Genomic DNA, 15426 nt, shown 5'->3' with positions numbered 1-15426 from the left:
CCCATGACCCTGTCCGCTGACGCCGTTCGCAGACTGGAGGAGCAGACGAGCCACACATTTCGCGATCTCGCCCGCCTGGAGCGCGCGCTGACCCATGCCAGTGCCCGTCAGTCGGTCGGATCGGATTATGAACGGCTCGAATTCCTCGGCGATCGCGTTCTCGGGCTGGTCATTGCCGAAATGCTCTTTCGCGCCTATCCGACCGCAAGCGAAGGGGAATTGTCGCTGCGCCTGAATTCGCTGGTCAATGCCGATACGTGCGCTGCCGTGGCCGATGAAATCGGCCTGCACGAATTCATCCGTACCGGCTCCGATGTGAAGGGGCTGGCGGACAAGCGGCTGAAAAGCCTGCGCGCCGACGTGGTGGAATCGCTGATCGCCACGATTTATCTGGACGGCGGGCTGGAAGCGGCGCAACCTTTCATCCAGCGGTATTGGGATGCCCGCTCGCGCGAGATCAACTCGGCGCAGCGTGATCCCAAGACCGAATTGCAGGAATGGGCCCACCAGCAGGATGGTGCCCAGCCCATATACAGCGTGGTCGAGCGCACCGGCCCGGACCACGATCCACAGTTTACGGTGAAGGTAGAGGTGAAGGGTTTTGCGCCTGCCACCGGCATGGGGCGCTCCAAGCGCATTGCCGAGCAGGAAGCGGCCGTTGCCCTGCTTTACCGGGAAGGCGTCCGTCAGAAGACGCAGGAAGAAGGACAGGCATGACCGACCAGGACACAACACCGGAAGTGACACAGCCCGAAGGCCCGACGCGTTCGGGCTTCATCGCCTTGATCGGCGCGCCGAATGCCGGCAAGTCGACGCTGGTCAACCAGCTGGTCGGCAGCAAGGTTTCGATTGTCACCCACAAGGTCCAGACAACACGCGCGCTGGTGCGCGGCATCGTCATCCACGACCGCACGCAGATGGTGCTGGTCGACACACCCGGTATTTTCAAGCCCAAGCGCCGGCTCGACCGCGCCATGGTGACGACAGCCTGGGGCGGCGCCAAGGATGCGGATATCATTCTGGTGCTGATCGATGTGGAAGAGGGCATCAACGAGGAGGCGGAAGCCATTCTCGGCAGCCTGCACGAGAAGAAGCGCAAGGTCATTCTCGTCCTCAACAAGGTCGACCGCATCGAAGCGCCGAAACTTCTGGAACTGGCGCAGCGCGCCAACGAGAAGATCAATTTCGACAAGACGTTCATGATTTCGGCGCTGAAGGGCTATGGCTGCAAGGATCTGGTGAAATATCTCGCCGACAACCTGCCGGAAGGTCCGTGGTATTATCCGGAAGACCAGATTTCCGATATGCCGATGCGCATGCTGGCGGCGGAAATCACCCGGGAAAAGCTTTATTTGCGCCTGCACAACGAGTTGCCGTATTCGTCGACCATCGAGACCGAAAGCTGGGAGGAGAAGCCGGATGGCTCCGTCCGCATCCAGCAGGTGATCTATGTCGAGCGCGACAGCCAGAAGAAGATCGTGCTCGGGCACGAGGGGCAGGCGATCAAGGCCATCGGCCAGGCTGCCCGCAAGGAGCTGATGGAAATCCTCGAACAGAAGGTCCATCTGTTCCTGTTCGTCAAGGTGCGTGACAATTGGGGCAATGATCCCGAGCGCTACCGCGAAATGGGCCTTGAATTCCCGCACGGATAGCGCGAGTCTCGCCGGAAGAGGCTCTCATGGAATGGCGGGATGAAGGAATCATACTCGGAACGAGGCGGCACGGGGAAACCAGTGCGATCCTCGAACTGATGACGCGCGCGCATGGCCGCCATATGGGGCTGGTGCGCGGCGGCCGCTCCCGCCGCATGCAGCCGCTGCTGCAGCCGGGAAACCGGGTGGATGTGATCTGGCGCGCGCGCATCGACGAGCATCTCGGCATGATGCAGGTCGAGCCGGTCTCCTTCGCCGCTGCCCGGCTGATCGAACAGCCCGTCGGCCTCTATGCCCTGCAGCTGGCTGCCGCGCATCTGCGCCTCCTGCCGGAGCGGGATCCGCATCAGGGGCTTTTCGAGACACTTGCCATCATCCTCGAACATTGCGACGACCCGCTGATTGCGGGCGAACTCATCCTGCGCTTCGAGGTGATGATGCTGGAGGAGCTGGGCTTCGGCCTCGATCTGAAACGCTGCGCGGCGACGGGCAGCGGCGACAATCTTGCCTATGTCTCACCGAAATCCGGCCGGGCCGTGTCGCGCGATGCCGGTGCGCCCTGGGCCGACAAGCTGCTGGTGATGCCGCCGTTCATGATCAGTTCGAAGGTGCGGGCGGCGTCGCTCGCCGAACTGACGGATGCCTTCCGTCTGACCAGTTTCTTCTTCACCCGCCATGTCTGGGAACCGCGGGCGCTGAAGGCGCCGGAATCGCGCGACGGATTTTTGACGGCTGTATCGCGATCGGTATCAAAGGCGGCAGGGCAGGGTCAGGCCGTGCAGGAAAGGTCAGCACAATCATGAGTTCAGATACCATGCCCGCCATCGCGTTTCCCGGTGGCATCGGTACGCTGCCGCTTGCCGACCTGGCAAAGCGCAGCGGTCTCGACATCCTGCAGGCGATGCTGCGCGGGGACTATCCCGCCCCGCCCATGGCCAAAACCCTGTCCTTCACCCTGCACGCGGTCGAGCCGGACCGGGTTGTCTTCAAGGGCGTCCCGGCGCAGGAGCATCTCAATCCGCTGGGCGGCATTCATGGCGGCTGGGTGGCGACGCTGATGGATTCGGCGCTGGCCTGCTGCGTGATGACGACCCTGAAGCCGGGCGAAGCCTATACGACGGTGGAGTTCAAGGTGAATCTGGTCCGCCCGCTGTCCCCCGATACCGGCCCTGTCTTCTGCGAGGGCAAGCTCGTGCATCGCGGGCGCACGCTGGCAACTTCGGAAGCCTTCCTGCGCGACGCCAACGGCAAGCTGCTCGCCCACGGTACCGAGACCTGCGCGATTTTCCCGCTCGAAAGCTTTATGCGCGGCGGCTGAGGCTTTTGACGGCACATCAGACCTTGCTACCCGGCGCTCGGCAATCCGGTTCCCGATAGTTTTAGGACCTGACGGATCAAAGCGCTGGCATCAGCCCCGGCGTCGACTTGCCCGTCGATCATCAGCAATGCCAGCCCATGGGTCAGCGACCATAGAAACAAAGCCGCTGCGGGAACCTCGTCCGCCGGCAGCCTCTTGCGGAGGCCGGCCTTGACCTTCTCATAGGCCCGCTGGCGCAGGGCACGCACGGCCTTGCTTTCCCTCGACGCACCACGCAATCCTTCACCGAACATCAGGCGGTAAAGCGCCGGATTGGCGCGGGCAAAGGCGATGTAGGCCTCGCCCGTCGGTGCCAGCATGCCCCCGGCATTGGTCGGGGCGGCCTCCAGCTGTTCGGCGAACTCGGTGAAACCCTGCTCGGCCAGCGATGCGGCAATGGCGTCAAGACTGGCGAAGTGATGATAGGCCGAAGGTGCGGATACGCCGACCCGGCGGGCGATCTCACGCAAACCCAAGGCGCCGGGGCCGCGTTCTTCAAGCAACTCACGGGCGGCAGCGAGCAGCGCCTGGCGCAGATTGCCGTGGTGATAACCGGCGGGGGGATGATCCTGTTCGTCCATATGTATCCAGACTATCTTTACAGTGTTAGGATTGTAGTTTATTTGAGATGAGCTGACAATGAGAACGGATTTTGCCATGTCACATATCCCGGTCTACGTCTATTTTATCTTCATTGCACTGCTGTGGGTCGGGATTACACGCTGCTTCCGGCGTACGATCCGCATCCGGCGGCTTCTCGTCATGCCCCTGTTGTTTGCGGCCCTCGGTTTTCGCGGGTTCTTCGGCCTGTTTCCGCATCCGGCGGATCGGGACGTTCTTGCCGCGCTGCTGGGACTTGCTGTCGGGCTGGCGCTCGGCTGGCATCACGCCCGCCGCTGGACGATTGCAATCGACAGGCAGGCCGGACAGATCACCGTGCCGGGTGATGTGATGATGTTCGCAATCATCCTTGGCAGCTTCGCCTTCGAATTTGCCTTGCATTACGGTATCGAATCCCGTGCCGTATGGGTCGCGGGCTGGCCGGTCCAGCCGCTCGCTGCCGGTGTCTGGGCGTGGTTTCTCGGCATGACCGCCGGGCGCAATGTCAATCTCGCGCTGCGGTATCGTGACCAGCAAGGGCTACCGGTTGCCGAGGCACCATGAACGCACATTTTCGGATTTTATTATCCGGAATATAAGGCGGTTTCCCCCGCATTGTGAAAATCTGCTCAAGGACTGGGAAATTGCAGCGAAATCGTTACGGACAAGTGTGAATTCCCGTCGAATTTTCGGAAAATCCGCTAGTTTTTCCCGCATATCCTGTCAAACATTGGCGCGACGCAAAAACAGCGTTTGGGGTATGCGCAGCCGGGACGGTTGCTGGGGAGGTTGAAATGGACAGTTTCTTGACGGGCCTGAAGGCTGCCGTCGACACGATGGGGCCGACGGTTCTCTTGCCCATCGTTATTTTCATCATTGCCGTGGTGCTTGGCGCCAAGGTGGGGCGCGCCTTCCGCGCAGCCGTCACCATCGGCGTTGCCTTTATCGGCATCAATCTGGTGCTCGGACTGATGCTGACATCGATCGGCGACGTCGCCAAGGCGATCGTCACCAACACGGGCATTCAGCGCGATATCGTCGATGTGGGCTGGCCGTCGGCCGCCGCCATCGCCTTCGGCTCGTCCGTCGGCCTGTGGGTGATTCCCATCGGCATCGCCGTCAATATCGTGCTGCTGCTCACGCGCCTGACCCGCACGCTGAACGTCGACGTGTGGAACTTCTGGCACTTTGCCTTTATCGGTTCGCTCGCCGTCGCGGCCACCGGCAGCCTGGCCTATGGCCTGATCGTCGCCGCGCTGATGGTGGCGCTCTGCCTGCTCTTTGCCGACTGGTCGGCCAAGGCCGTGCAGCAGTTCTACGGCATTCCCGGCATTTCCGTGCCGCATCTGGCCTCCGCGCAAATCCTGCCGATTGCCATCGTCCTGAACTGGATCATCGACCGGATTCCCGGCATCAACAAGATCGAGATCAACACCGAAACCTTCGAAAAGCGCTTCGGCGTGTTCGGCGAGCCGGTCATTCTCGGCCTGATCATCGGTCTCGTGCTCGGCGTGATCGCCTACTACAATGCCGGTGATTTCGGCGTGGTTCTCAGCAAGGTGCTGCAGACCGGCATGACGCTGGCCGCCGTGATGCTGCTGCTGCCGCGCATGGTCAAGATATTGATGGAAGGGCTTTTGCCGGTTTCCGATGCGGCGCAGGCCTTCGTCAAGAAGCGGACCGGCGACAGGGAATTGCTGGTCGGGCTCGATTCGGCCATTCTCATCGGCCACCCCGCGGCGATTTCCTCGGCGCTGATCCTGGTGCCGATTGCCATCGTCCTCTCGGTGATCCTGCCGGGCAACCGCGTCATTCTTTTTGCTGATCTCGCGGTCATTCCGTTCATCGTTGCCATGACAGCGCCGCTGTTGAAGGGGAATGTCTTCCGCATGGTCATTGTCGGCGCCTTCACGCTGGCTGTCGGCTTCTACGTTGCCAACGCGCTGGCACCGCTGTTCACCAGTGCGGCCCAGTCGTCGGGCTTCAAGATGCCGGCCAATGCGGTACAGATCACCAGTGTCGTCGACGGGTTCCTGTGGGTGTCCTATGCGGTGATCGCTGCGATCCGCGGTCTCGGCGCAGCCGGTCTTGGCGTCATTGCCGTCATCATCGCCGGTGCCTTCTGGGCCTATCACCGCAACACCGCCGCATGGGAACGTGCCGCCGGTGCCGATGAGAACGCCTGATAAGACTGCCTGACACGATGCATATTGGAGTAAGTGAATGGCGAAAGCCCTGATGAACTATCTCGATCCCGGGGCGATTATCCTTGGGGTCGAGGCCGGGAATGATCAGGATGTGATCCGGATCCTTTCCGATCGTCTGCACAGCCTGGGTTATGTGAAGCCAAGCTTTGCCGCGGCGGTGCTTGCCCGCGAGGCAGCGCTGCCCACCGGTTTGCCGCTGGGGTTGGACAACAATGTTGCCATTCCCCATACGGACCCGGAACATGTGCTGAAGCCGGGCCTCGCCATGGCGACGCTGTGCAGGCCGGTGGCCTTCTGCAACATGGAGGACCCGGAGGAAAGGCTGCAGGTCAGCGTGGTTTTTCTCATGGCGCTCAATGACAAGGACCAGCAGATCGAAATGCTGCAGGAGATCGCCTTGACCATTCAGTCCGCCGACACGATCACCGCCTTGATGCAATCCAATAGCGTAGAAGATGTAACCCGGCTCCTGGCCTGATGCGCCATCCGGGATGAAGAGGGACCAATGACCAAACAAAAGACTGTACTTTTCGCCTGCGGAACCGGTATCGCCACGTCGACCGTCGTCGCTCACGCGGTGGAGGACGCACTGAAGGAACGCGGCATTACGTTCCATTCACGCCAGTGCAAGGCAACCGAGGTGGCCGGGCAGATCGACGATGTCGACCTCGTCGTCTCCACCACCCAGTTGCCGAAGGACCTCGGCAAGCCGGTGATCACCACGCTGGCTTTCCTGACCGGCATCGGCAAGGCGGAAGCGCTCGACAAGATCGAGGCTGTTCTGCGCCGTTAACGTTCTGCTTACCATATCGCTGCAAATCGCCGCCGTCTGACCCGTCAGGCGGCGGTTTCTGTTTATAACCGTCCTGCCGGGTAAAACCCGGCCCATTGCTGCCGCAGTATCCCGTCAATTGTCGCTCTGTCCATTGATCCGAAGGAGTGCCCATGCGCATCGCGACGACCCTGTTCCTGTCTCTCACCATGAGCTGCGCCGCCAATGCCGCCGATCTCATCACCTTCTGGGACACGCCCCAGCATGGCGGCAACAGTTTCAATCGTTTGCCGCCGGATCAGGCCTATTTCGACGCCTTGAAAAAATATGGCGCAAGCTGGGTGCGGCTCTCCTATGATAAATGGAAACCCGCCAGACGGGATTTTCTCATCGGCGATGCCGATCATTACGAGGGCATCCCTCCGTCCGATCTTGCCACGCTGAAGGCAACGCTCGACCGCGCCGATAAGGCAGGGCTCAAGGTCGTCATCACGCCGCTGTCCCTGCCATCCATGCGCTGGTCGCAGAACAACAATGGCAGGTTCGACGACCGGCTCTGGCAGGACAAGGCAAAATGGCAGGAGGCCGCACAATTCTGGCGTGATCTGGCAACGGCCCTGAAGGATCATCCGGCCATTGCCGCCTACAACATCATCAACGAGCCCGCACCGGAAAAGATGGGCGGCATTGCCGAACATGCCAGTGCAGCGGATATGCAGGCCTGGTACGGCAGGCAGAAGGGCGGCGCGCGCGACCTCATCGCCTTCTACAACATGGTGATAGCCGAAATCCGCAAGGCCGATCCCGCAACGCCTGTCATGGCGGATGCCGGGTGGTATGCGGCTGCCGATGCCTTCAGCTACTGGCCGGCGCCGCTCGATGACACGAAGGTGGTCTACAGCTTCCATATGTACGAGCCCTACGAAGCAACGAGCGCGCCGAATATCAAACGCAAGACGCCCTTTGCCTATCCGGGCGACGTTCCCTATGCCGGATCAACGGTGACATGGAATGCGCAGAAGGTGGCGGAATATTTGGCCAAGCCGGTCGATTGGGCCAAGGCGCATGGAGTACCGCTCAACCGGCTGGTGGCGGGTGAATTTGGCTGCATGCGCATGCTGCCCGGCTGCAAGGCCTATCTCGAGGATGTCTTGACGGTGCTCGACAGGGACGCTCTGCACTGGGCCTTCTACAGCTTCCGCGAAGACAGCTGGGACGGCATGGACTACGAACTGGGTTCAAGCAAGGTGAACTGGAAATACTGGGAAGCCATCGATACGAACGAGCCGGACCCGGTCAAGCGCAAGGCTACACCGGAATTCGAGCCCATCCGCAAGCGCCTGCAGCCCTGATGCGGCCTATTCGGCCGGTTGCAGGGCAGGGCGGTCCGCCTGGCGTTCTTCAATCGGCCAATGCACGATGGCGGCGAAAATCCCGAGGACGACACTCAGCCACCACACAGGGTTGTAGCTGCCGAAGTGATCGTAGAGATAGCCGCCCAGCCAGACGCCGAGGAAGGAGCCGATCTGGTGCGACAAGAACACGATGCCGCCGAGCATGCCGAGATAGCGCGTGCCGAACATGATGGCGACGAGCGCATTGGTCGGCGGCACGGTTGAAAGCCACATCAGCCCCATCACGATGGCAAACACCACGACCGAGGCGCCGGTCTGCGGCAGCAGCAGGAACGCCGCCACCAGCACCGAGCGGCCGATATAGAGATAGGTGAGGAATTTCGGCTTGGAATAGCGCTGGCTGATGACGCCGGATGCCAGCGAACCGATCACGTTGAAAAAACCGATCAGGGCCAGCGCCAGCACCGCATATTTGGCATCGATGCCGATATCGCTGATATAGGCGGGAAAATGCGCGGTGATGAACGCCAGCTGGAAGCCGCAGACAAAAAAGCCTGTCGTCAGCAGCACATAGCTCCTGTGCCCAAGCGCTTCACGCAGGGCTTCGCCCATGGATTGCTTGTACTGGGCCTCGCTGATGCGCCCGCTCGAAGAGTTGCCGCGCAGCGGGATGGCCAGCAGCGGCACGATCAGCATGGCGATGCCGAGATAAACAAGCGCATCGGACCAGCCGAAACGCTCGATCAGCGCAAGGCTGAGCGGCGAAAACACGAACATGCCGGCAGAGCCCGCTGCCGTGCCGAGGCCGAAGACGAAGGTACGCTTTTCCGCCGAAACATTGCGGGCAAATGCGGAAAGGATCGTTCCGAACGAACCGGAGGCAATGCCGAGGCCGACGAGAAGGCCGCCGCCGGCATAGAGCATTCCCGGTGTGGACGCCCATGCCATAAGGATGAGCCCGGCGCCGTAGAGGATCGCCGACATCAGCAGGACCCGCCATGTGCCGAATTTGTCGGCGATGGCGCCGAAGAAGGGCTGGCCGATGCCCCAGAACAGATTCTGCAGGGCGATCGCCATGCCGAATGTGGTGCGGTCCCAGCCCTTGTCGTGCAGCAGCGGCAACTGAAAGAGACCCATGGACGAGCGCGGGCCGAATGTCATGACCGCGATGAGGCAACCGGCGATGATGATCAGCCATGGTATGCCCGACGGCTTTGCTGTGCTCGATTGAATCATGATCTCTCCCCTTAAATCCAGGAAAGAATTACCCTATTTATACTCTCAATCAATTGAATAGATGTGAATTGGCATATCAACGCAGTTGATACGTTATGGGTCCTTCCATTTCCTGCCGCACATACAGATAAAGGCTTCCCCGATGCGATTTCTTCTGCCACTTCTGGCTTTGACCACCATGACGCTGGCCGGTTGCGCCAATTCGGGCCGGGTGAGCCCCCTGGTCTTTTGCGACCGGCCGTCGGATTTCAACGCAAAAATTTTCACCGATTGCACACCGCGCCTGGGCGGTGACAGCCCGGCCAAACGCGACCGGCAGGATCGCAACTTCTACCGCCATCGGGGCACCACCTACTAACCCCATGAAACAAATCGAGGAAATGCCCTTGAACCGGGCGTTTCCACTGGCCCGCACCTTGCGCGTGACACAGGGAAAACCCGCGCCGGATTGTCCCTGGCAGGTTCATTCCTCCCGCAATCTTTAGCCGATTGTTGAAAATCTGCCCCTTGAAGCGGCGGAAATATTGGCCTATGTATTCAGCGACGGCCTTGCCGTTTTTCTTTTGATCACAAATATGCTCATATTGAGTATAAATGATCGGCAGCAGGCAATCTGAGGAGGTTGCCCTTGGAGGAAAAGACGATGACCAGCACTGCGCGCACCGTAACCGGCCCTGTCTCCGGCCCATCCGCAGCGGAACGTTTCGGCGTTCTCACCATGCCGGACCTGTCTTTCACCCCGGAAGTGGCGGCGGAAACCGAACACCTCTACCAGCGGGTTGCGCATCATATTCCGCGCATCGAATGGCCGGTTTACGCGCCCTATGTGGCGGCGATCAACCGGGTGAAGAAGCAGCGCAATGCCGTCATTCTCGCGCACAATTACCAGACGCCGGAAATTTTCCATTGCGTCGCCGACATCGTCGGGGACTCCCTGCAACTGGCCCGCGAAGCCACGCGTGTCGATGCGGAAATCATCGTCCAGTGCGGCGTGCATTTCATGGCCGAGACCTCGAAATTGCTGAACCCGCAGAAAACCATCCTCATTCCCGACATGAGAGCAGGCTGCTCGCTGGCTGAATCCATCACCGGCGCCGATGTCCGCCTGCTGCGGGAAACTTATCCGGGCGTGCCGATTGTCACCTATGTCAACACCTCAGCCGAGGTGAAGGCGGAAAGCGATATCTGCTGCACCTCGGCCAATGCCGTTCAGGTGGTCGAAAGCTTTGGCGTTGACCGGGTTCTGTGCATCCCCGATGAATTCCTGGCGCAGAACGTTGCCGCGCAGACCGATGTCAAGATTCTCACCTGGAAGGGCCATTGCGAAGTGCATGAGCGTTTTACCGCCGATGAGCTTCTCGCCTACAGGGCGGCCGACCCGGATATCCAGATCATTGCCCACCCGGAATGCCCGCCGGAAGTCGTGGCCATTGCCGATTATACCGGTTCCACCAGCGGCATGATCAATTATGTGAAGGACCGCAAGCCAGCAAAGGTGCTTCTCGTCACCGAATGCTCGATGGCATCGAACGTCGAGTCCGAGGTGCCCGAGGTGACGTTCATCAAGCCGTGCAACCTGTGCCCGCACATGAAGCGCATCACGCTGCCGAATATTCTGGAAAGCCTCGTCTATATGCGTGAGGAAATTCACGTCGATCCGATGGTCGCCGAACGTGCCCGTCTTGCCGTCGAGCGCATGGTGAATCTCAAGAACTGACCTTCAACCCAACGGCCCGGCTGGGCAACAGGGGGTAATTGCGATGAATGTACCATTCTCCGATGCTTCGGCTCAGGTTGAGCCTGTGATCATTATCGGCGGCGGTCTGGCTGGCCTGTTCTGCGCGCTCAAGCTTGCGCCGCGTCCCGTCACCGTTCTGGCGGCCGCGCCCATCGGCCGCGGTGCTTCCTCCGCCTGGGCGCAGGCGGGTATTGCCGCCGCTGTTTCCGAAGGTGATACGACCGACAAGCATGTGGCCGATACGATGGCCGCCGGTGACGGCATTGTCGATGAGGCCATTGCGCGGCTGATGGCGACAGAAGCTGCCGCCCGCGTGCATGACCTGCTGGGCTATGGCGTGCCATTCGACCGCGATCTCGAAGGCAAGCTGCAGGTCTCGCGCGAGGCGGCGCATTCGGAAAGCCGCATTGTCCGCGTGCGCGGCGACATGGCGGGCCGTGCCATCATGCAGGCGCTGGTGCATACCGTTGAGAACACACCCTCCATCCGCGTGATGGAAGGCTATGTGGTGGACGACATCATTACGGAAAAAGGCGCCGTGACCGGAGTGATCGCGCGCGCCGATGCGGGCCGGGGCGAAACGCTGCAGCTGGCTTCGCGCTCCGTCGTCATTGCCACGGGCGGCATCGGACATCTTTATGCGGTTACCACCAATCCGTCCGAGGCGCGCGGCGAAGGCATCGGCATGGCCGCCCGGGCGGGCGCCATGATGGCGGATATGGAGTTCGTGCAGTTCCATCCGACGGCGCTCGATGTGCACAAGGACCCCGCGCCGCTGGCCACCGAAGCCTTGCGCGGCCATGGCGCGACACTGATCAACCGCGACGGCGAGCGCTTCATGCTGAAAATCGACGGGGAAGGCGAACTTGCCCCGCGCGACGTGGTGGCGCGCGGCATCTATGCCGAAGTCATGGCGGGGCGGGGCGCCTGGCTCGACTGTACCACGGCGGTCGGCGCGGCGTTCCCCGAGGAATTTCCGACGGTGTACCGCTATTGCCAGGATGCCGGCATTGATCCCGTGATCCAGCCTATCCCCGTTGTTCCCGCCGCCCATTATTTCATGGGCGGTATCCTCACCGATGCGGACGGGCGCACCTCGATCGATGGCTTGTGGGCCTGCGGCGAATGCACCTCCACGGGTGCCCATGGCGCCAACCGCCTCGCATCCAATTCGCTGTTGGAGGCAGTCGTGTTCTCTGCCCGCATCGCTGCCAAAATCGGCAGGGACGGCGCGAAACCGGTCGATAACTGGTCGGCCGGATCGGTCGACCGCGATGACCTGCAGACCGAAGGCGACAGCTCCGCCATGGCGGCGCTGCGCAAGACGATGAGCGCCAGCTTCGGGGTGATCCGCAACGGCGAGGACATGCTGGCCGGGCTGAAGACCATCCTCAAGCTTGAGGACAGCAATCGCGATCCGGCATTCCGCAATGTGCTGGCCACCGCCAAGCTGGTGGCGGTCAGTGCCTTGCGCCGCGAGGAAAGCCGTGGCGGCCATTTCCGCACCGATTTTCCCGAAAAACGCCGGGAATGGCAGCACCGGACATTCCTGACACTGGACGATGCGCAGACTTATGTCGGCGACATGATGGAACGCGCCTAGGCGCAGGCGGAGAGAAGCAGATGAATATGTCTCAGAAAGCAACTGTAGCGCAGAAGGCGTTTCCGCCATCATTGCCGGGATTGCTGATCGACGATGCCGTGCGTGGTGCGATGCTCGAAGATCTCGGGCGCGCCGGTGATCTCACCACCAATGCCACGCTTCCCGAGGAGGCAACCGCCAAGGCGGTTCTGTCCAGCCGCGGGGCCGGGGTGATCTGCGGCATGGAGTTTGCCCGCAAGGCCTTCACCCTGATCAGTCCGGATGTGACGTTCACGGCCCTGGTCAAGGACGGCGTGCGGGTGAAACCCGGTGACGCCATCGCCATTGTCGAGGGCAATGCCCGCGCCATCCTGTCGGCCGAGCGCGTGGCGCTCAATTTTCTCATGCATCTGAGCGGTATCGCCAGCTATACCGCCCGCTTTGCCGACCTGATCGCCCATACCCATGCCAAGGTGTGCGATACGCGCAAGACCATTCCCTGCATGCGGGCTTTTGCCAAATATGCGGTGAAGTGCGGCGGCGGTTCCAACCATCGCTTCGGCCTTGATGATGCGATCCTCATCAAGGACAACCACATTGCCGTTGCGGGCGGTGTGGCCAAGGCTATTCTGGCGGCGCGGGCCTATGCCGGACATCTCGTCAAGATCGAGGTGGAGGTGGACGGCCTCGATCAGTTTGATGAGGCATTGTCTGTCGGCGCCGATGTGATTCTTGTTGATAATATGGGGCCGGAACTGCTTGAAAAAGCGGTGAAAATCAATGCAGGCCGCGCCAGGCTTGAAGCGTCGGGCAATATTACGTTTGATACGATCAAGGCCATCGCCGAAACCGGCGTCGATTATATCTCGACCTCGAAGATCACCATGGCAGCGCCAACGCTGGATATCGGACTGGACATAGACCTGAAATGAAAGTCATCGCCACCATCGCCGCGCTGCGCACTGCTCTTACGGCCGAACGGCTGAAAGGCAGGAGCATCGGTCTTGTGCCGACCATGGGCTATCTGCATATCGGCCACATGACGCTGGTGCGCCAGTCGCGCGCCGTGTGCGATGTGACAGTCGTGTCGATCTTCGTCAATCCGACCCAGTTCGGTCCGAATGAGGATCTGTCCACCTATCCCCGGGACATGGCCGGCGATCTTGCCAAACTGAAAGCGGAAGGCGTCAATTATGTCTTCACGCCGGAGGTGGCCGAAATCTACCGGGCGGGTGCCAACACCATCGTCGAAAATCCGGTTCTCTCGCGCATCCTGATCGGCAAGATAAGGCCGGGTCATTTCCGCGGCGTCAGCACGGTGGTGACGAAACTGTTCAACATCGTGCAGCCGGACCATGCCTTCTTCGGCGAGAAGGATTACCAGCAATTGACGATCATCCGCCGCATGGTCGCCGATCTCGATATGCCCATCGTCATCACCGGCGTGGCAACGGTGCGCGAAGCCGATGGCGTCGCCTGTTCCTCGCGCAATGCCATGCTGACACCGGCACACCGCAAGGCGGCGGCCATCCTGCCGCGCTCGCTCGATCTTGCCGATGCGATGGTGGCACAAGGGCAGCGTTCGGTGGCGGCCATCCGCAACGCGGTGCGCACGATGCTGGAAACGGAAAAACAGGGCGACGTCGAAGCCGTCGATATCCGTGACGCCCAGACGCTCGATCCCGTTGCGGGCAAATTCAGGCAGCCCGTGGTCATCCTGCTCACGGTGCGCTTCGGCAAGGTGCGGCTGATCGACCAGCGCGTGATCGGCTGACAACAACGCAAGGGGAGCGCATCGACATGAGCCAGGAAATCGTCATTCGCCGGGTCACGGCGCCGGAAATCCGCGCACGCAAGGGCGGCGAACCCATCGTGGCGCTGACCTCCTACCACGCCCACACGGCGCGCATCGTCGACAACCACGCCGATATTCTCCTTGTCGGCGACAGTCTCGGCATGGTGCTCTATGCCATGGAATCAACGCTCGGCGTGTCGCTCGACATGATGATCATGCATGGCAAGGCCGTGGTCCGGGGCTCGAAGCGCGGCATGGTCGTCGTCGACATGCCCTTCGGCAGCTATGAGGAAAGCCCCGCCGCGGCGTTTCGCAACGCGGCGCGGGTGATGCAGGAAACCGGTTGCGGCGCCATCAAGATCGAAGGCGGCGTGCGCATGGCCGAGACGATCCGCTTTCTCAGCGAACGCGGTATTCCCGTCATGGCGCATATCGGCCTGACGCCGCAATCGATCAACACGCTGGGCGGCTTCAAGACGCAAGGGCGCGACACGGCGCTGTGGCCGCTGATCAAGGCGGATGCCAAGGCCGTCAGCGATGCGGGTGCGTTTTCCGTGGTGCTGGAAGGCATTGTCGAACCGCTCGCCGCCGAAATCTCGCGCGAAATCCCCATTCCGACCATCGGCATTGGCGGGTCGAAAGAATGCGACGGCCAGATTCTCGTGCTGGAGGACATGCTGGGTTACAACCCCAGGCCGCCCAAATTCGTCAAGGTCTACGGCACGGTCGGCGCCGGTATCGACGCCGCGGTGAAAGCCTATGCGGAAGATGTCCGTGCACGGACATTTCCGGGCGATGAGAACGTTTATCTCCTGAAATAAGATTCATGCGGCGCGGATCGTCGGAATTTTGCTGACGTCGACTTCGCGCTCTGCATGCCAGGCATCATAAGCGGCCTGCATCCGCAGCCATACCGCTGCGCCATCGCCGAAAGCCTTGCCAAGGCGCGCCGCCACGGTGGGCGACACCGGCTTGCGCTCGCCGATAATGTCATAGAAATGTTGGCGCGATATCCCCAGAAGCTGGGCAATCTCCGCCTTGGTCTTTCCAGTCGCCGGAATGATATCATCAAGCAGCGCGCCGGGATGAGACGGGCAACGATCTGGGCTGGATGTCATTTTCGTCATTGGAT

General features: G+C 61.1%; 18 protein-coding genes. 15 read left to right on the top strand and 3 right to left on the bottom strand.

What is annotated here, in order from left to right; all coding sequences use genetic code 11:
* Positions 1-3 precede the first annotated feature (3 nt).
* From rnc to C5750_RS19745, 4 genes are read left to right on the top strand one after another with little or no spacing between them, the layout of a single operon-like run.
* The gene (rnc, locus tag C5750_RS19760) at positions 4-717 is read left to right on the top strand and encodes a ribonuclease III (protein ID WP_105735918.1); all 714 of its coding nucleotides are present in this window, start codon (positions 4-6) and stop codon (positions 715-717) included.
* Positions 714-1652: a GTPase Era gene (gene era / locus C5750_RS19755; protein WP_105735915.1), complete on the top strand. Its 939-nt coding sequence runs from the start codon at positions 714-716 to the stop codon at positions 1650-1652. Before rnc ends, era begins: the two co-directional genes overlap by 4 nt.
* A 26-nt stretch (positions 1653-1678) precedes the next feature.
* On the top strand, positions 1679-2455 hold the full coding sequence (gene recO, locus C5750_RS19750) for a DNA repair protein RecO (RefSeq protein WP_105735914.1): 777 nt from the start codon (positions 1679-1681) through the stop codon (positions 2453-2455).
* A complete protein-coding gene (locus C5750_RS19745; protein WP_105735912.1) occupies positions 2452-2970 on the top strand; it encodes a PaaI family thioesterase in 519 nt (172 codons plus the stop codon). The genes recO and C5750_RS19745 overlap by 4 nt, the downstream gene beginning before the upstream one ends.
* A gap of 26 nt (positions 2971-2996) precedes the next feature.
* Here C5750_RS19745 and C5750_RS19740 read toward each other — a convergent pair whose 3' ends face one another.
* A complete protein-coding gene (locus C5750_RS19740) occupies positions 2997-3590 on the bottom strand; it encodes a TetR/AcrR family transcriptional regulator (RefSeq protein ID WP_105735909.1) in 594 nt (197 codons plus the stop codon).
* A 58-nt stretch (positions 3591-3648) separates the two neighbouring features.
* On the opposite strand from C5750_RS19740, the gene C5750_RS19735 reads away from it, so the two are divergent.
* The 5 genes from C5750_RS19735 (at position 3649) to C5750_RS19715 (ending at position 7940) form a co-directional block, all read left to right on the top strand.
* Positions 3649-4173, top strand: coding sequence for a CcdC protein domain-containing protein (locus C5750_RS19735; protein ID WP_105735907.1), 525 nt, complete (start codon positions 3649-3651; stop codon positions 4171-4173).
* A gap of 230 nt (positions 4174-4403) precedes the next feature.
* Positions 4404-5795, top strand: coding sequence for a PTS galactitol transporter subunit IIC (locus C5750_RS19730; protein WP_105735905.1), 1392 nt, complete (start codon positions 4404-4406; stop codon positions 5793-5795).
* A gap of 37 nt (positions 5796-5832) precedes the next feature.
* Positions 5833-6294, top strand: coding sequence for a PTS sugar transporter subunit IIA (locus C5750_RS19725; RefSeq protein WP_105735903.1), 462 nt, complete (start codon positions 5833-5835; stop codon positions 6292-6294).
* Between the two features lie 27 nt (positions 6295-6321).
* On the top strand, positions 6322-6609 hold the full coding sequence (locus tag C5750_RS19720) for a PTS sugar transporter subunit IIB (protein ID WP_105735901.1): 288 nt from the start codon (positions 6322-6324) through the stop codon (positions 6607-6609).
* A gap of 152 nt (positions 6610-6761) precedes the next feature.
* Positions 6762-7940 carry a glycoside hydrolase family 5 protein gene (locus C5750_RS19715; protein ID WP_105735899.1) on the top strand — a complete coding sequence of 393 codons (1179 nt, stop codon included), beginning with the start codon at positions 6762-6764 and terminating at the stop codon, positions 7938-7940.
* Between the two features lie 6 nt (positions 7941-7946).
* On the opposite strand, the gene C5750_RS19710 is transcribed toward C5750_RS19715, so the two are convergent.
* Positions 7947-9179: an MFS transporter gene (locus C5750_RS19710; protein WP_105735897.1), complete on the bottom strand. Its 1233-nt coding sequence runs from the start codon at positions 9177-9179 to the stop codon at positions 7947-7949.
* A gap of 142 nt (positions 9180-9321) precedes the next feature.
* Here C5750_RS19710 and C5750_RS19705 point away from each other — a divergent pair, with 142 nt between their 5' ends.
* From C5750_RS19705 to panB, 6 genes are all read left to right on the top strand, one after another.
* The gene (locus tag C5750_RS19705; RefSeq protein WP_130269035.1) at positions 9322-9537 is read left to right on the top strand and encodes a hypothetical protein; all 216 of its coding nucleotides are present in this window, start codon (positions 9322-9324) and stop codon (positions 9535-9537) included.
* Positions 9538-9822: 285 nt separating this feature from the next.
* Positions 9823-10896 (top strand): quinolinate synthase NadA, encoded by a 1074-nt coding sequence (gene nadA / locus C5750_RS19700; protein WP_105735893.1) that lies wholly within the window; start codon positions 9823-9825, stop codon positions 10894-10896.
* A 43-nt stretch (positions 10897-10939) separates the two neighbouring features.
* Positions 10940-12520 (top strand): L-aspartate oxidase, encoded by a 1581-nt coding sequence (locus C5750_RS19695; protein WP_105735891.1) that lies wholly within the window; start codon positions 10940-10942, stop codon positions 12518-12520.
* A 26-nt stretch (positions 12521-12546) separates the two neighbouring features.
* Positions 12547-13431 carry a carboxylating nicotinate-nucleotide diphosphorylase gene (gene nadC, locus C5750_RS19690; protein WP_105736151.1) on the top strand — a complete coding sequence of 295 codons (885 nt, stop codon included), beginning with the start codon at positions 12547-12549 and terminating at the stop codon, positions 13429-13431.
* Positions 13428-14273 carry a pantoate--beta-alanine ligase gene (panC, locus tag C5750_RS19685; RefSeq protein WP_105735889.1) on the top strand — a complete coding sequence of 282 codons (846 nt, stop codon included), beginning with the start codon at positions 13428-13430 and terminating at the stop codon, positions 14271-14273. The genes nadC and panC overlap by 4 nt, the downstream gene beginning before the upstream one ends.
* Positions 14274-14299: 26 nt before the next feature.
* Entirely contained in the window at positions 14300-15115 is an 816-nt protein-coding gene (gene panB, locus C5750_RS19680) for a 3-methyl-2-oxobutanoate hydroxymethyltransferase (protein ID WP_105735887.1), read from the top strand.
* Positions 15116-15118: 3 nt separating this feature from the next.
* Here panB and C5750_RS19675 read toward each other — a convergent pair whose 3' ends face one another.
* Positions 15119-15421 carry a HigA family addiction module antitoxin gene (locus C5750_RS19675; protein ID WP_105735885.1) on the bottom strand — a complete coding sequence of 101 codons (303 nt, stop codon included), beginning with the start codon at positions 15419-15421 and terminating at the stop codon, positions 15119-15121.
* Positions 15422-15426: the final 5 nt, after the last annotated feature.

This window comes from Phyllobacterium myrsinacearum, from assembly GCF_002980555.1.
In the GTDB taxonomy this organism is placed as follows: domain Bacteria; phylum Pseudomonadota; class Alphaproteobacteria; order Rhizobiales; family Rhizobiaceae; genus Phyllobacterium; species Phyllobacterium myrsinacearum.
The sequence above is the reverse complement of the archived record's forward strand: the minus strand, read 5'-3'. Positions and strand labels throughout refer to the sequence as shown.

Coding starts and splice junctions, on each gene's coding strand:
- rnc (WP_105735918.1), top strand. CDS start 4: ATGACCCTGTCCGCTGACGCCGTTCGCAGACTGGAGGAGCAGACGAGC.
- era (WP_105735915.1), top strand. CDS start 714: ATGACCGACCAGGACACAACACCGGAAGTGACACAGCCCGAAGGCCCG.
- recO (WP_105735914.1), top strand. CDS start 1,679: ATGGAATGGCGGGATGAAGGAATCATACTCGGAACGAGGCGGCACGGG.
- C5750_RS19745 (WP_105735912.1), top strand. CDS start 2,452: ATGAGTTCAGATACCATGCCCGCCATCGCGTTTCCCGGTGGCATCGGT.
- C5750_RS19740 (WP_105735909.1), bottom strand. CDS start 3,590: ATGGACGAACAGGATCATCCCCCCGCCGGTTATCACCACGGCAATCTG.
- C5750_RS19735 (WP_105735907.1), top strand. CDS start 3,649: ATGAGAACGGATTTTGCCATGTCACATATCCCGGTCTACGTCTATTTT.
- C5750_RS19730 (WP_105735905.1), top strand. CDS start 4,404: ATGGACAGTTTCTTGACGGGCCTGAAGGCTGCCGTCGACACGATGGGG.
- C5750_RS19725 (WP_105735903.1), top strand. CDS start 5,833: ATGGCGAAAGCCCTGATGAACTATCTCGATCCCGGGGCGATTATCCTT.
- C5750_RS19720 (WP_105735901.1), top strand. CDS start 6,322: ATGACCAAACAAAAGACTGTACTTTTCGCCTGCGGAACCGGTATCGCC.
- C5750_RS19715 (WP_105735899.1), top strand. CDS start 6,762: ATGCGCATCGCGACGACCCTGTTCCTGTCTCTCACCATGAGCTGCGCC.
- C5750_RS19710 (WP_105735897.1), bottom strand. CDS start 9,179: ATGATTCAATCGAGCACAGCAAAGCCGTCGGGCATACCATGGCTGATC.
- C5750_RS19705 (WP_130269035.1), top strand. CDS start 9,322: ATGCGATTTCTTCTGCCACTTCTGGCTTTGACCACCATGACGCTGGCC.
- nadA (WP_105735893.1), top strand. CDS start 9,823: ATGACCAGCACTGCGCGCACCGTAACCGGCCCTGTCTCCGGCCCATCC.
- C5750_RS19695 (WP_105735891.1), top strand. CDS start 10,940: ATGAATGTACCATTCTCCGATGCTTCGGCTCAGGTTGAGCCTGTGATC.
- nadC (WP_105736151.1), top strand. CDS start 12,547: ATGTCTCAGAAAGCAACTGTAGCGCAGAAGGCGTTTCCGCCATCATTG.
- panC (WP_105735889.1), top strand. CDS start 13,428: ATGAAAGTCATCGCCACCATCGCCGCGCTGCGCACTGCTCTTACGGCC.
- panB (WP_105735887.1), top strand. CDS start 14,300: ATGAGCCAGGAAATCGTCATTCGCCGGGTCACGGCGCCGGAAATCCGC.
- C5750_RS19675 (WP_105735885.1), bottom strand. CDS start 15,421: ATGACGAAAATGACATCCAGCCCAGATCGTTGCCCGTCTCATCCCGGC.